Here is a 15310-nt window from a genome sequence, read left to right as displayed (position 1 = left end):
GTGCGGAGGGTGCCGCATCTGCCGTAGGACCAGGAGGGGGCAAGAGTGATCCGGGTACTTCTGGTGCACGACACGAGCCTGCTGCGGTCGGCGCTGGTCGCCCTGTTGCGGAAGGAGGGTGACCTCGAGGTGGCGTCGGCGTCGTGGGCCACCGCGCCGCGGAAGGCGTATGCGGTGCAACCCCATGTGTGCGTCGTGGACGTCGACTCCGAGGGCCCGACGACGCTCGGCGCGGCGGCGGAGCTCGGCTGCCGGGTGACCGGGAAGGGCGCCGCCCTGCTCGTACTCGCCACCGTGGCGAGACCCGGGCTGCTGCGCCGGGCCTTCGAGGCACGCGCCCTGGGCTACGTCAACAAGGACGCGGGCCCGCAGCGATTACTCGACGGCATCCGGCAGGTCGCGGCGGGCGAGCGCTTCGTGGACGAATCGCTCGCCTTCGGCTTTCTCCAGGCCGCCGAAATGCCGTTGACACCCCGCGAGCTGAGCGTGCTCTCGCTGGCCGCCGAAGGCGCCACGATCGCCGAGATCGCACGCGGTCTGCACCTCTCCAACGGGACCGTACGCAACTACATGTCCGCGATCACCCGTAAGACCGGAGCACGCAACCGCGTGGACGCCATACGCATATCGCGCGGCGCGGGCTGGGTGTAGCGCGGGGACGGTGCCGTCCCTCTCAGAGCAGCCGACGCATCTGAGAGCCGCCGATGGGGCGCGCCGCACGGTAGGGGCGCCCCCGGAGACACGGGCCCCACGGACGGGGGCACGGGACGCGGACGCCATGGGGCCTGGGCGAGCCTGTGCAGTGCGCCTCGGCCGGGCCTGGGGCGGCCTGGAGAGCGGGCCCACGGGGACCGGAGCCGACAAACGGGCCCGGACGCACGCCCGGACGAGACGGGCGCGGGGAGACGGGCGCGGGGAGACGGGGGCGGGGACGACGGGCGCGGGGACGAGGGGATCGCGGGTCTGGCATGATCGCCCGGGCGGTCGTCGGCGCGGGGCGCCGTGTGCGTTCAGTTCAGGGGCGCCGTGTGCGTTCAGGGGTGCCGGGCGTTCAGGGGTTCCGCGCGTTCAGGGGCGCCGGGCCCGGTCCGGTGGAGAGTCGGCGGCGTGCCAGTGCCCGACCAGGTCCCGGTAGAGCGGTGACCGTTGGACCAGATCCCGGTGCGGCCCGCAGGCGGCGCGTACGCCGTCCAGCACCAGCACGCGGTCCGCCCGCCGCGCCGAGCTGATCCGGTGGGCGACCACGATCAGCGTGCCGGGCCGCTCGGCGAAGGCCCGTTCGGCGCGTGCCTCGGCCGCCGGGTCCAGATGGCACGTCGCCTCGTCGAGCAGTACCAGCGGGGCGGGCGAGAGATGGGCCCGGGCCAGTGCGACCAGCTGCCGCTCCCCCTGCGAGAGAGCGGCCGGTTCGACCGGTGCGTCGAACCCGCCGAGCCTGCGCACCAGCGGGCCGAGGCCGACCGCCTCCGACGATGCCTCCACCGCCTGCGGTGGAACCCCGGTCCCCTCCGGACACAGATAGAGCAGATTCTCGCGCAGGCTGCCCGTGAAGACGTAGGCCTGCTGCGGGATCAGCACCCGCAGCCGCCCGGCCTGCCGCTCCGCGCCGCCGTGGCGTACCGGCTCTCCCCGCACCCGCACCTCGCCCCGGTCCGGTGCGAGCAGACCCGCGACCAGAGCGGTGAGCGTCGACTTGCCGATGCCGCTGGGGCCCACCACGGCGAGATGCTCCCCCGGCTCGACCACCAGATCGAGGTCGCGGAGGACGGGCTGTGCACCCGGACCGTACGCGAAGGTGACCGAACGGAGTTCGACGAGCGGGGGCTCGGAGGCGGCGCACTCCGGCCGTACGGGCGCCCGGGGGTTCGTGGCCACTGTGCCCGCGTCGTCGGCGGTCAGGTGGTCGAGGATGACCAGCAGCCGTGTGCCTGCGGCTCCGAGCGCGGTCATCAGGGTGTTCAGGGCAGGCAGCAGCGCCTGGGTCAGATACGTGAGCGCGCCGAGCAGCGCGCCCGCCGTGAGCCCCTGCCCGAGCAGCCAGGGGGTCGCGGCCAGCAGCAGGAGGACCGGAAGCTGCCCCGCCACCCCCAGGGCCAGGTTGCGCGCCGCCGCCCAGCGCGCGAGGGACCGCGCGGCCGCCGTCTGTACGGCGATCAGCCGGCCGGCCTCCTCGGTCGTACGCTCCTGAGCCCCGCACGCCACGATGTCCCGCAGCCCGGTCGCGACCGCCCCGAACCGTCCGGCCAGGGCCTCGTCGGCGCGGAGGAAGTCCCTCTGGCGGGCGGCCATCGGGAGCAGCGTGGCGGCGAACAGCAGCAGACCGAGGAGCAGCGGTGGCAGGACGACGAGCAATAGCTGCGGAGCGAGCGACGCGAGGCCCAGCAGCGCCCCGGCGGCGGTGAACACGAAGGAGCGGGCCACCAGTACCAGTCCCGCGAAACTGTCCCGGGCGGTCTCCGTCTGCTGGGTGAGGCGGGAGACGGCGGCGCTGTCCGCCCGCGCCGCCGGTCCGGCGACCGCCGCCCTCAGGGCACCGGAGACCACCCGGCGCACCAGGCTGTCCCGCAGGGGCTCCACGAGCCCGGCCAGGCCGCGGAACACCCCGCTGGTGGCCGGTCCTCCGGCGACGATCGCCACGGCGGCGAGGGCGAGCCAGGCCAGCCCGGCTCCGGTCCGTCCGGCGAGAAAGCCGTCGTCCAGGGCCCTGGCGGCGCTGTAGCCGCCGAGGAAGGTGTGCGCCGACTCCAGCAACGACCAGCCGGCCAGCCCCAGAAGGACGCGGCGGCGGCGCGCGAGGAACCGCCGGGCCTGCGGCGCGACCCGGCGCAGTGTGCCCGCTCCGGGCGTCCCCGCCCGCGGGGCCTTCGCCGCAGGCCGGGACGGCCCGGCGAAGCCCTTCCCGGCCACGGGGCCTTCCCCGGCAAGAACCTTCTCCGTCACGGGACTTTCCTCGGCGTGGGCCTTCCCGGCAGTGCCCTGCCCGTCGGGGGTCTCCCCGGTCGCGCTGCTCCGCCCGGCCGGACTCGGCGCGGCTGCCGAGCCCCGCCCCACCACGGAGGCCCACGCCGCTGCGAGGGCCCGCCCCACCACGGAACCGCACGCAACCGCCCGGTTCCGCCCTCTCCGGGAGTGGTGCCCAGGCGCCGGGTCACGACCGGGTACGGCCCCCCGACCAGCCGCCGAGTCCCGCCCAGCCGTAAGGAATCGCCCATCCGGCGAACGCGGGTTCGTGCCACTCATCCGACGCCTCCCGCCCCGCCGCCGTCGTCGCCGAGGCGGTGCGGTGTGTTCCCTGCTCCGGCGCCCCCCGGGGCCACCTTGGCGATCCCCTCGGCTCCAGGGCTCCGACCGACCTGGGCACCGCTCCCGGAAAGGCCCCGCGGGCCCCCGCCGCCCTCGTTGCCGCTGTCCCCCGCCGATGCCGAGTCGTCGGCGAACACCGCCCGGTAGTCCGGGTGTTCCCACAGCACCTCGTGCGGGGCGACCGCCCGTATGCGGCCGTCCTCCAGCCAGGCCACCAGGTCCGCGCGGGCGGCGGACGAGGCCCGGTGGGCGATGAGCAGACGGCTGCCCGGCCGTACGTCACGCGTCAGCGCCCGCCCGACCTCCCGCTCGGTGACGCTGTCCAGGCTCGAGGTGGCGTCGTCGAGCACCAGCAGACGGCCCGCGTGGGCGAAGGCACGGGCCAGGCCGAGCCGTTGCAGCTCTCCCCCGGACAGCGGCGCGTCGGCGAGCGCGGTGCCGTAACCGCTCGGCAGCCGCCGGATGAAGGTGTCCGCGCCCGCCGCCCGCGCGGCGTCCTCGACCTCCTGGGGGGACGGTTCGTACGCCCCGAAGGCGATGGCCTCCCCCACCGTGCCGCCGAAGAGCGCAGGCCGCTCGAAGGCGTACCCCACCTCCCGCCGGAGCCCCGCCGGATCGGACTCGGTCAGTGCCACTCCGTCCAGCAGCACCTGCCCGCTCCCGGGGTCGGCCAGCCGCCCGGCGAGGGCTGCCAGTACGGACTTGCCCGCACCGGAGCGCCCGACCACGGCCATGGTCGTCCCCCCGGGGAGGACCAGATCGACGCCCCTCAGCACCGGCTCTCCACCGCGCGTCACGGTGACGCCGCGCAGTTCGAGCCGCCCGGGCCCGCCCTGGGGCAGCGGGCGTGTCCCGTGGTCCACCGCGGGCAGGGCCAGCAGCTCCACGATGCGCCGGGCCGCGGCCCGGCTGCGCACCAGGGAGTTGAGCTGCCCGACGACCGCGCCGAGGCCAGCGGCGAGGGCGGCATAGCGGGAGGCCGCGAGCAGTTCGCCGACACTCATGTCCCCGGCGGCCAGCCGTATCCCGCCGACGGCGAGGACGGCGGTCTGCAGCAGCGGCACGAGCACGCCCCCCTGGACGACGGCCCGCCCGTACACCTGCCACATCCTCCGCCCCTGGACGCCCAGTTCGGGCAGCGGGGCGAGTACGCGGGCACGTTCCCGCTCCTCGGTACCGGCCGCGGCGATCGTGCGCGCACCGCCCAGAGCCTCCATCAGACGGGCCGCAATATCGCCCTGGACGTGCTGATAGTGCGCGACACTCTCGGACGAGCTGCTGGTGAAGGCCCGCAACAGAACGATCAGGAGAGGAACTCCGGCGAGAAACACCGCCGCCGGCCACGGGTCGATGAGCGCCAGCCCCACCAGGCCGCCGAGCGGGGTGAACAGCGAGACCAGTCCGATGGCCGCCGTGGCGGGAGCGGTGGCCGCCTCGGTGGCGTTGACGGTCAGCCGGGTCACCAGATCGCCGGGGGTGAAACCCGCGGCCCGGTGCGGCCCGACGGCCGCCAGATGGGCCAGCCCGCGCCCGCGCAGCCAGGCGGCGCAGCGGGCGTTGGTGGTACCGGTGAGCAGGGCGGCCATCGCGTCCGACACCACATCGGCCGCGATGAGCGCGGCACACAGCGCCAGCGTGCGGCCGTATGCCCCGCCTCCGTCCAGGACGAGGTCGAGGGTGTGCCCGAGCACGGCGGGCAGGGCTACGGTCGCGGCAGCGGAGACCGTGCCGAACAGGAAGACGGCCGCCGTGCGGGCCGCGTTGAGCCGGGCCGCCCGGGCCAGCAGGCGGCGTGCCGCGGCGTCGGGCCGCAGCCCGGCTACCGCCCCCGCGGCGGCGTCGGAGGAGGCGGCGTTCGAGGCGGCAGCGGAGACCGTGTCGGGAGCGGAGGCATGCGGTGTCGGGGCCATACGCGGTGGGGTCCTCGCTCGGGGACGGTGGCGGAGGCGGAACTGCGGCCCATGGGGACGTGCCGCGCCTCCTCCCGGAACGTGCAGAACGTGTCCCAGCGACCTGGACGTTGAGCCGATCACGGGATGGGGTGCGACTGTCCGGGGGAGCGGTCGGCGTCGCTGGGCCCTGGCTCCCGGCTGCTCGCGGTGGTTCCGGGGGAAGGGGCGGTGTGGCGCCGAACGGCCGCCCGCGGGCGTCGGCGCTCGGGCATCCGCCCGTACCGCGGCGAGGCCCCGGGCGGCGGACCGCCCGGGGCCGCTGCGACCGACCCTCCGCTACGCCGGACACTGCACCCGGCGTAGCGCCGAGATCAGTTACAGGTCGTGACGCTCAGGCTGCTGTCACCGCAGAGGAGCAGGCTCGCGCGGCTGCCGCCGCCCGTGGCGACGTCGCCCGTCAGCTCGTCCTTCGGGGTTTCCAGCGACTGCAGGTCGAGGAGAGACATGTCTCTTGTTCCTTTCCTTCATGGGGACGGTGTGCTTGCCACGGCTCCCGGGAGGGGAGCCGGCTCTGGGGCCGCGTGAGCGGCGGGGCGGAGCGGTGGGAGGAAGGGCAGGTGCACCGGCTCACGGTGCAGTGCGCTGCCCAGCGCGAGCAGGCATCCGGCGGTGCCGGTGCTGAGGTCCATGGACAGCCGCATCATCTGCTCACCGGGGAAGGCGAGATGGCCCCGGTAGGGAACGGCGCCCCACGCCAACGACTCGATCTGACGGCGCAGATCGGCGGCGTGCGTGCCGGGACCCGCGGCCGTCGTACGGCTGAGATGGAGGACCATTCCCGCCGCACCCCGGAACAGGCCCGGCTGGGCGTAGAACTTCGCCTGAGCGGCTCGTACGATCCCGCCGCGCGCGTGCTCGAACTCCTCGTCGTAGCGGTGAGCGAGATAGTCGTCCAGCACCATGCCGATGCCGACGCTGCCCGCACCGAGGTACGGCATGGTGCGCCAGCCCTCGTCCACCTGCAGGGCCCCGCCGGCGCCTCGTACGCAGCGGGCCAGGTCACGCCGTAGTGCCTGGCCGGCGAGGTCGAGCAGCGCGGGGTCCCTGGTGCGCTCGTACAGCCGCAGCTGGAGCAGCGCCCCGCCGGTGGCGCCGTGGAGAAGCCCGGCTCGGGCAGACCTGCCGCCGCCGCTTTCCCCGTGAGCACCTGGGGAGCCCGGGCCGGGGGTCCGCTCGGCGACGAGGCGGGAGCAGCGCAGCGCCGTGTCGTGCAGCGCGCTGTCGCCCGTGGATGCGCCGAGGGCGTCGAGGGCGAGGCCCAGGCCTGCCAGCCCGCTGTGCAGGTCGGGTCCGAGCCCCTCCCAGTCCTGGGAGAGGGCGATGCCGACCAGGTCGAGCGCGCGTTCGGTGTGCCCGAGCCGGTCCAGCAGCCAGGCGATGCCGGACAGGCCGTCGTAGAAGCCGAGGGGGGTGCCGGAGGCCGGGTCCTTCACCGTTCGCAGCAGCCATTCCTCGGCCTCGGGACAGCGCGCGCCACCGGTCTCGGCGAGGGCGTGGAGCGCCCCGGCCGCGCCGTAGCCGAAGCAGGCTCCGCCGCCGGGGGCGGCGAACTGCGCCACGTCCCCGGGGAAGAAACGGTCCTCTCGTTCCGGCGTCGCCGAGGCGAGCACGGCCCGGACCATGGAGTCCCGGCTGCGTGGCCAGTCGGCGAGGTCCACGGGCAGATAGCCGATGGCATCCTGCCCTGCCCGCCGTCCCCGCCGGGCCGTCGGTCCGCGGGTGATCTCCGCGACCGCCTCGTCGAGGAAGGCACGTTCCACCGGGAACTGCTCCGCCGCGATCTCCGCCAGATGCGCGGCCTTGTCCGGGTCGATGGCGAAGAGGCTGGTCAATGGCAGGAAGAGGGCGATACGCAGACAGGCGAGCGCATAGTGGTCGACCTCGAAGCCCCTGCGGTCGGCGGGAGCGACGAAGCCGGGGTTGGCGATGACCTGGCGCCGCCCCTCGTCGACATGCGCTGCCGCCTCGAAGTCCAGCAGGACAACGGAGGATTCGTCCTCCGCGACCATGATGTTGAACAGATGCAGATCGTTGAAGACCACGCCGCGCCCGTGGACCGCTTCGACGGCCTCCTCGACCAGCCGGTGCATACGCAGGGCCCAGTCGGTGTACCGGGCGAGACGGTCCTCGCCGGGATCCTCCTCGATCAACGGGTGGCGCCGTGCGAAGAAGCTGTTGAGCGGGCGCCCTTCGATGTACTCCAGCACCAGGAACCGGTGGTCGCCGAGCGTGAACCAGTCCCGCACCTCGGGGGTACAGGGCAGCCCCGACAGCCGTTCCAGCGCGGTCTTCTCCCGCTCCAGTCGCGTCACGGCATCGGCGCCGTCCGCCGCCAGGCCGGCGTACGGCCGGGCCTCCTTCAGGACGACCCGCTCGCCGGTGCGTCGATCGCGTCCGGCGTAGACGCCTCCGCCGTTCGAGAAGTGCAGGGCGCGGTCGACGGTGTACGGGAGGCCGGTGGTCGTGGTGGCGGAGCGGGCGGCGAGATGCGGTTCGAGGAAGTGCGGCAGGGTGATCCAGTCCGGGACGTGGAAGGCCGGATCCCGGCGGTCGGGGACGAGAAGCCCTTCGGCGTTCTCGATCGCGGGGCACAACTCGCCGTCCGGGCCGTAGCAGTGGCGTTCGGTGAAGCTGCCGTAGCGCACGTACACCGGCCCGGCGCCCCAGCGCAGGTCGCTGAGGATGTACGGGCCCGGCTCGTCCGCCAGCAGCGCGTCGAGGTCCTCGGCGAGGGTGCGGAACTGCTCGTCGTCGCTGGGGTAGACGGTGATGAACTTGCCGCTGCTGCCCCGGTCGGCGTACTTCGCGTTACGGATGTGCAGCAGATAGCGGCTCGGCATGAACTTGAAGGCGACGCCCCGCGGCACACAGTGGTCCCAGACCTTGGCGAGCACCTTCTCGGCGTTGTCCAGGCACGCCGAGACATGGATCTTCCATCCCTGGCCGGGGAGTCGGGCCCCGAGGGAGCGGAAGGCCAGCCAGTCCCCGGAGCGATGGCGCTGCCAGCCCTCGGGCACCTCGCGCCGCGCCGCCTCGTAGAGGACCCCCTTGCCCGTACTTCCGGTGGCCGGTCCCGTCCCGCCGGGCGCCCCGGTCGCACCCTCAGGTCCCGTACTGCCGGGCGCCCGGTCCACACCGTCCGGACCCGTGCCCCCGTCCGGATCCGTGCCCCCGTCCGGACCGGTGCCCCCGTCCGGCCCCGTCTTCGCGTCCGCCGAGGCCGACAGCCGGTGCGGGGCGTCGTAGAACTGCCGGTCGGCGTCGCAGTAGACGGCGTACCCCTTGTTCATCCCACTCCCTCGGCCGGTGACGGCACGAGATTTCCACGTTGCCCTGGAGCGGGACAGTCACGTCTGTCATGAAGCGACTGTGAGAAATACACGCTCAGTTACCGAGCGGTAGCTCTGTGCGCCGCGTCCCCGAACGCGTGGGTCGCTCCTGCCGCCGCCCGCCTTGCGACGGGGCACGGGGAGGGGCGAGGGGGCCGAGTCGCCGGACCCGGGGGCGGGAGTGGCTCGGGACCCAGGTGGCGGGGCGGTCGATCCTCGGTCCACCGAGGACACGGTCACGATCATGGTGATCCACGTCGGCCGCCTCGGCTGACGGGGCGGCATATCCAGTGCCGGACCGACGTCGCTCGCCGCCCGGCGCGGTCACGCGCATCGCACAGCGGCCGTTGGACCATTGACTTGTTGGATTGTTGAACCTTCCCTGCGGCAACGCGGGTTCGCCTGCCCGAGACGGGCCCAGTTGCGATGATCTCTCGATGGACTCAGCAACGGACCAGGCCGCGGTCACCCTGCGTGCCGCTACCGACGAGCTGCGACCCGCCGTCGAGCGATTGGCTCAGTTGTATCGGCATGACATGTCGGAGTTTCTCGGTTTCCTGCCGGGTGACGACGGGTCGTTCACGTATCGGACACTCCCGCTGTTCTTCGGCGAGCCAGGTCGTCGCGCGTATCTCCTTCATCACGGTGCGACGCTCGCCGGATTCTCACTGATCCGTGAACTCCCCGGCGGAGCCCACTCCATCGCGGCCTTCTTCATTGTGCGCGCCCTCCGGAGGCAGGACGTCGGCCGACGGGCAGCCCTCGCGTTGCTGCGCTCGCAGCCCGGGCCGTGGGGCATCGCCTTCCAGGAAGCGAACAAGGGCGCGGCCCGATTCTGGCGACAGGTCGCCACCGCCGCTGTCGGGACTGCCTGGGTGGAGGAGCAGCGACCGGTACCTCCGCCCGCACCTGCCGGGTTGCCGCCGGACACCTGGATCCTCCTGGACACCAGGATCACGGAATTGTCGGGCGAACCGACAGCCACGGGGACGTGACCCCTTGCCGGGAGCGCGTGTCAACGCCTGTCGGCAGGGCAACTGTTGGTACGTGACAGGGTGCGCGCGATGGGCAGCCACGAGACCGCGGCCCGCCTCCGGAACGAGGCTCTCGGAGTCCGTAGAGGGGGCAAAGGGGGCACTCGCCGAAGTCCGGGAAGAGGAGGGGCCGCTGTCCTTTCGCCCGCCCGTGAGCCCCTTCTTGCGGTCGGCCGGTAGAGTATGCAGGTCGATACCACATCCGACAGGGGAAAGCCGGTGCAATTCCGGCGCTGACCCGCAACCGTGAGGCGCCGGAGGGCGTCGAGCCGGAACGCCCTGGCGGATGTGACCGGCTCCTGTCTCCGGACGGGCCATCCCACGGCCACGCCCGGCGACCGGCACCGTCGAGGCATACGGAGCCGGAGCCCGGTGCCCCCGCCCGTGTGTGTACGTCCCCGTGCACACGGCCGAGCGCGGTGCGCAGCGGATCCGGCTGCATCCGCTACCGAAAGGCACCCGCCCGATGTTGCATCATCCCGGGGAGTTCTCCCCGCGCTCCCGGCCGGGGAGACTGTCCCGGCCGGGGAGACTGCGCCGCGGCGCCGCCGCGCTCGGCGCGTCCGCCGTGCTCTGCGTGACCGCCGCCCCGGCAGCGTCCGCCGCGTCCGCCCCGTCCGGCGCCGCCCCCTTCTCCGGCTTATCCGGCTCCTCCGCCGCGACCGCCGTCGCGTACGGGGTCCCGGCCGCCGGTTCACCATCGCCCAAGGCCCCGCCCGCACCGGAGCTCCCGGACGGGCTGTACGGCACCAAGGACCCGACGTACGACGGTGTGTGGCGGCAGTCCGTCGCCCTGCTCGCGCAGGACACGGCCGGGGTGACCCCGGCGAAGAAGGCCGTGGACTGGCTGGCCGGACAGCAGTGCGCCTCGGGCGGCTTCACGGCGTACCGTGCGGACACCGCCGGGAAGTGCGACGCGAAGACCCCGTTGGACAGCAACGCCACCGCGGCCGCGGTGCAGGCGCTGGCTGCCCTCGGCGGGCACGACAAGGACGTGACCGAGGCCGTGGACTGGCTGCGGTCCGTACAGAACCGGGACGGCGGCTGGAGCTACAACCCCGGCGGCCCGAGCGACGCCAACTCCACCTCGGTGGTGATCGGCGCGCTCACCGCAGCGGGCGGGAAGCCGGAGGAGGTCAAGCCCGGCAAGGGCCCCTCGGCGTACGACGCGCTGCTCACCTTCCAGTTGGGCTGCGACGAGAAGGACGGCGAGCGCGGCGCGTTCGCCTACAAGCCGGACAAGAAGGGCAAGCTGGCCCCCAACGCCGACGCGACCGCCGCCGGTGCGCTCGCCGGACTCGGCAAGGGCCTGGTCGTCGATCCGCCGGGAGGGGACGACTCCACGGACGTCGAACCGCTGGAGTGCGGATCCGCGGACTCCAAGGACGCGCGCGAGCCGGACGAGGCCGCGGGTGGCGCGGCCGCGCACCTCTCCCGCCTCCTGAAGAAGGACGGGCAGCACCTCGCGGCCCTCGCGCCCGGCTCCGACAAGCCCGTGCCGGACTACGCCAACACGGCTGATGCGGTGATAGCGCTGGCGGCGGGCGGGCACCGGGACGAGGCCGAGGCACCGCTGACGTGGCTGGAGCGGAACTCCGCCGCGTGGGCGAGGGACAACCCGGCCGGACTGGGCACGCTGGTCCTCGCCGCACACGCGGCGGGCGCCGACCCGCACGACTTCGGAGGCAAAGACCTGGTACGGCAGCTGAACGCCACCGGGCCGAAGCCGGCAGCCGAGCACGCGACACACAAGCCGTCCTCCGCGGCCGAGAAGAAGGACTCCTCCGGGGGCGGTATGACGGTCTGGTGGGCGGTCGGCGTGTTTCTGGTCGCGGGCATCGGCATCGGCTTTCTGCTGAGCAGCCGCAAGAAGCAGGCATGAGCCGTGCCGTGTCCCGGGCCGCGTCGAAGGCCGTGGCCGTCGCGGCCGGGGCGGCTGCGATGGTGGTGACCCTGGGGGCCGGGCCCGCGCACGGACAGGGGTACCGCTACTGGTCGTTCTGGGACCGGGACGGCGGCAGATGGATCTACTCCACCCAGGGACCGGCCATGGTGCGGCCCTCGGACGGCGCTGTGCAGGGCTTCCGCTTCGCCATCAGCGAGGACTCCGCCGACGCCGCGCAACCCCGGGGCGCGGCAGGCTTCGACGCCATCTGCTCGCGTACGCCCGCCGCCGAGCCCGGGTCCAAACGGGTCGCACTCGTCCTGGACTTCGGCACCCCGGCGGACGCACCCAGCGGCGAGACCCCGCCGGGGCGGCGTACGGAGTGTGTGAGCGTCCCCGAGGACGCGACCTCGGCGGAGGCGCTGGCGGCGGTGGCGAAGCCGTTGCGCTATGGCTCCGACGCGCTGCTGTGCGCCATCGCGGGCTACCCGGAGACGGGCTGCGGCGAACAGGTCTCCGGCGACGCCTCCTCGAAGGGCAACAACTCGTCCGAGGGCAACGACTCGTCCAAGGGCGGCACCTCGTCGAAGGCCGGGGCGTCCGCACAGCCGAATCCGGGGCCCGGTGCGGCGGACTCCGGCGACGGCGGCCCGGCGACAGGCCTGTTCGCGGGCCTCGCGGCCGTCCTGGCACTCGGAGCCGCAGCGGTATGGCAGTCCCGCCGCCGACGCGGATGAGCACGGAGTACGACCGCGCCCCAGCCGGCCGGCGCCTTCGCGGTGCGTTGCTGCGCCCGCCCGCGGCGGCGCTGCGCGTACCGGAGGCTCGGCGCAGCAACGCGCTGCACGCCGGAGCCTGGTGGCTGTGGGCGCTCGGTCTCGCCACCGCCGCCTCGCGGACCACCAATCCGCTGCTGCTCGGGCTGCTGGTCGCCGTCGCGGGCTATGTCGTCGCCGTACGCCGCACCGACGCGCCCTGGGCCCGCAGTTACCGGGCCTTCCTCATGCTCGGTCTCGCCGTCATCGCGATCCGGCTGGTCTTCTCGGTCTTCCTCGGCTCGCCCATACCGGGCAGCACCACCCTCCTCACCCTCCCTGAAGTCCCTCTCCCCCACTGGGCTCAGGGCGTCCGGATCGGCGGCCGGGTCACCCTGGAGGGACTGGTCTTCGCGCTGTACGACGGGCTGAGGCTCGCCGCCCTGCTGGCCTGCCTCGGGGCGGCGAACGCCCTCGCCAACCCCGCCCGGCTGCTCAAGTCCCTGCCGGGCGCGCTGTACGAGGTCGGCGTCGCCGTCGTCGTCGCCATGACCTTCGCACCGAACCTGGTCGCGGACGTCGTACGGCTCCGTTCCGCCCGGCGGCTGCGCGGCCGTCCGGACAAGGGCGTCAAAGCCCTGCTGCAGATCGGGCTGCCGGTCCTGGAAGGCGCGTTGGAACGGTCCGTGGCCCTGGCCGCCACCATGGACGCGCGCGGCTACGGCCGTACGGCCCAGGTCCCGGCCCCGGTCCGGCACACCACGACCGCGCTCACCCTCGGCGGTCTGCTCGGCGTCTGCACCGGCACTTACGGGCTGCTGGCCGCGCAGGGCGCGGGCTTCGGCCTCCCGGTGCTGCTGGCCGGTGTGGTCGCGGCCCTCGCCGGGCTCTGGCTCGGCGGCCGCCGGTCCGTACGCAGCCGCTACCGCCCGGATGTATGGGGGCTGCGGGCCTGGTTGGTGTCCGGCTCGGGCGTCGTGGTGGCCACGCTCGTGATCCTGTACGCCTCGCAGGACCCTGCGGCCCTGAACCCGTCCGTCGTCCCCCTCCTCGCCCCGGTGCTTCCTGCGGCGCCCGCGGCGGCCGTTCTGGTCGGTCTGCTTCCGGCGTTCGTCGCTCCGGCACCACCTCGCCCCGGCCCCTCGCATGTCCGTGGGACCCAGGCCGCACCGGCCCCTGCGGCGTCCCGCCCCACCCCTCCGGAGGAGAACACGTGATCCGGTTCGAGCAGGTGTCGGTCGCCTACGACGGTGCGCGCGACTTCGCGCTGCGCCAGGTGGACTTCACCGTCCCCGAGGGCGAACTCTGCCTTCTCATCGGCCCCTCGGGTGTCGGCAAGTCGACACTCCTGGGGGCCGTGAACGGACTCGTACCGCACTTCACAGGAGGCACGCTCTCGGGCAGGGTCACCGTCGCGGGCCGCGACACCCGTACCCACCAGCCGCGTGAACTCGCCGATGTCGTCGGCAGCGTGGGCCAGGACCCGCTCGCCCACTTCGTCACCGACACGGTCGAGGACGAACTCGCCTACGGCATGGAGTCCCTCGGCCTCGCCCCGGCCGTCATGCGCCGGCGCGTCGAGGAGACCCTCGATCTGCTCGGGCTGGCCGATCTCCGGGACCGGCCCATCGCGAGCCTGTCCGGCGGACAGCAGCAGCGTGTCGCCATCGGCTCCGTCCTCACCCCCCATCCGCGAGTCCTCGTCCTGGACGAGCCGACGTCCGCCCTGGACCCCGGCGCGGCCGAGGAAGTCCTCGCCGTACTCCAACGGTTGGTGCACGACCTCGGCACAACCGTCCTGATGGCCGAACACCGGCTCGAGCGTGTCGTCCAGTACGCCGACCAGGTCGTCCTCCTCCCTTCCCCTGGTGAACCCGCGGTCGCCGGCGATCCGGCCGAGGTCATGGCCGTGTCACCGGTCCACCCGCCGGTCGTCTCGCTCGGCCGCCTCGCGGGCTGGTCCCCGCTCCCGCTGTCCGTACGGGACGCCCGGCGGAAGGCGGCCCCGCTGCGGGAGCGGCTGGCCCCGCTCACCCCGTACACCCTCCCCGAACCTGCCCGTGCCGAGCCCGTCGCCGAGACAGTGGGGCTGTCGGTCCGGCGCGGTCGGACCGAGGCGCTGCGCCGGGTTCCGCTGTCCGTACGACCGGGCGAGACCGTGGCGTTGATGGGCCGCAATGGCGCGGGCAAGTCGACACTGCTGCGCACACTCATCGGGATGCACGAGCCGGAGAACGGTTCCGCGCGGGTGGGCGGCGCGGTCCCGCACCGTACGAGCCCGCGTGAGCTGATCCGCAAGGTCGGGCTCGTACCACAGGATCCGCGCGATCTGCTCTACGCGGACACGGTCACGGCGGAGTGCACGGCAGCCGACGGGGACGCCAAGGCCGCGCCGGGCACCTGCCGCGCACTGGTCGCCCGACTGCTGCCCGACGTACCGGAGGCCACCCACCCGCGCGATCTGTCGGAGGGCCAGCGGCTGGCGCTCGCGCTGGCGGTCGTCCTGGCGGCACGGCCGCAGCTGGTCCTGCTGGACGAGCCGACCCGCGGTCTCGACTACGCCGCGAAGCAGCGGCTGGTGGAGATTCTGCGTGACCTTGCGTCCGACGGCCATGCGGTCGTTCTGGCGACGCACGATGTGGAACTGGCGGCCGAACTCGCCCACCGGGTGGTGATCCTGGCCGACGGCGAGCTGGTCGCGGACGGCCCGACGGCGGATGTGGTGGTCTCCTCCCCTGCCTTCGCCCCCCAGTTGTCGAAGATCCTCACGCCCCAACGCTGGTTGACGGTGTCTCAGGTCCGCTCCGCTCTGGCTGCGGAGCTCCCGGGCACCCCGGACGGACCGGGCCCCTCCAGTCGGCCGGGACCCGCGGACGAGCCGGGTCCGGACGGGCCGCGTCCCGCGGACGCGATGGGAACGGACGCGCCGAGTCCCACGGACGAGCCGGGTCCCGCATACGCGCCGGGTGCGGAAGCACCGGGTCCCGCGGGCACACCGGGAACAGACGGGCCGGGGCTCGCGGCAGCGCCGGGAACGGTCGCGCCAAGTCCC

The 15310-nt window shown here is 73.8% G+C and carries 9 protein-coding genes and 1 pseudogene; 6 read left to right on the top strand and 4 right to left on the bottom strand.

Annotation, left to right across the window (positions count from 1 at the left end; genetic code table 11):
• Positions 1-45 precede the first annotated feature (45 nt).
• The gene (locus tag ACTWQE_RS14700) at positions 46-651 is read left to right on the top strand and encodes a LuxR C-terminal-related transcriptional regulator (RefSeq protein ID WP_443329367.1); all 606 of its coding nucleotides are present in this window, start codon (positions 46-48) and stop codon (positions 649-651) included.
• A 417-nt stretch (positions 652-1068) separates the two neighbouring features.
• Here ACTWQE_RS14700 and ACTWQE_RS14695 read toward each other — a convergent pair whose 3' ends face one another.
• The 4 genes from ACTWQE_RS14695 to lanKC form a co-directional block, all read right to left on the bottom strand.
• Positions 1069-2829 (bottom strand): ATP-binding cassette domain-containing protein, encoded by a 1761-nt coding sequence (locus ACTWQE_RS14695; RefSeq protein WP_443329393.1) that lies wholly within the window; start codon positions 2827-2829, stop codon positions 1069-1071.
• A gap of 407 nt (positions 2830-3236) precedes the next feature.
• Positions 3237-5213 (bottom strand): ABC transporter ATP-binding protein, encoded by a 1977-nt coding sequence (locus ACTWQE_RS14690; protein WP_443329366.1) that lies wholly within the window; start codon positions 5211-5213, stop codon positions 3237-3239.
• 353 nt (positions 5214-5566) lie between these two features.
• Positions 5567-5701 carry a SapB/AmfS family lanthipeptide gene (locus tag ACTWQE_RS14685; RefSeq protein ID WP_443329365.1) on the bottom strand — a complete coding sequence of 45 codons (135 nt, stop codon included), beginning with the start codon at positions 5699-5701 and terminating at the stop codon, positions 5567-5569.
• A gap of 18 nt (positions 5702-5719) precedes the next feature.
• Positions 5720-8545 (bottom strand): class III lanthionine synthetase LanKC, encoded by a 2826-nt coding sequence (lanKC, locus tag ACTWQE_RS14680; protein WP_443329364.1) that lies wholly within the window; start codon positions 8543-8545, stop codon positions 5720-5722.
• Positions 8546-9021: 476 nt separating this feature from the next.
• On the opposite strand from lanKC, the gene ACTWQE_RS14675 reads away from it, so the two are divergent.
• The 5 genes and pseudogenes from ACTWQE_RS14675 to ACTWQE_RS14655 all read left to right on the top strand — a co-directional run.
• The gene (locus ACTWQE_RS14675) at positions 9022-9579 is read left to right on the top strand and encodes a GNAT family N-acetyltransferase (RefSeq protein ID WP_443329363.1); all 558 of its coding nucleotides are present in this window, start codon (positions 9022-9024) and stop codon (positions 9577-9579) included.
• 505 nt (positions 9580-10084) lie between these two features.
• A complete protein-coding gene (locus tag ACTWQE_RS14670) occupies positions 10085-11500 on the top strand; it encodes a prenyltransferase/squalene oxidase repeat-containing protein (protein ID WP_443329362.1) in 1416 nt (471 codons plus the stop codon).
• Positions 11497-12240, top strand: coding sequence for an SCO2322 family protein (locus ACTWQE_RS14665; RefSeq protein WP_443329361.1), 744 nt, complete (start codon positions 11497-11499; stop codon positions 12238-12240). The genes ACTWQE_RS14670 and ACTWQE_RS14665 overlap by 4 nt, the downstream gene beginning before the upstream one ends.
• Entirely contained in the window at positions 12213-13475 is a 1263-nt protein-coding gene (locus ACTWQE_RS14660) for a CbiQ family ECF transporter T component (protein ID WP_443329360.1), read from the top strand. The genes ACTWQE_RS14665 and ACTWQE_RS14660 overlap by 28 nt, the downstream gene beginning before the upstream one ends.
• Positions 13472-15073: pseudogene (locus tag ACTWQE_RS14655) on the top strand (ABC transporter ATP-binding protein); the annotation flags it as partial. The gene ACTWQE_RS14660 and the pseudogene ACTWQE_RS14655, both read left to right, overlap by 4 nt.
• Positions 15074-15310: the final 237 nt, after the last annotated feature.

The organism is Streptomyces sp. 8N706 (assembly GCF_052245415.1).
Taxonomy (GTDB): domain Bacteria; phylum Actinomycetota; class Actinomycetes; order Streptomycetales; family Streptomycetaceae; genus Streptomyces.
Note: the sequence above shows the minus strand (reverse complement) of the source record. Positions and strands in the feature narration are given on the sequence as shown.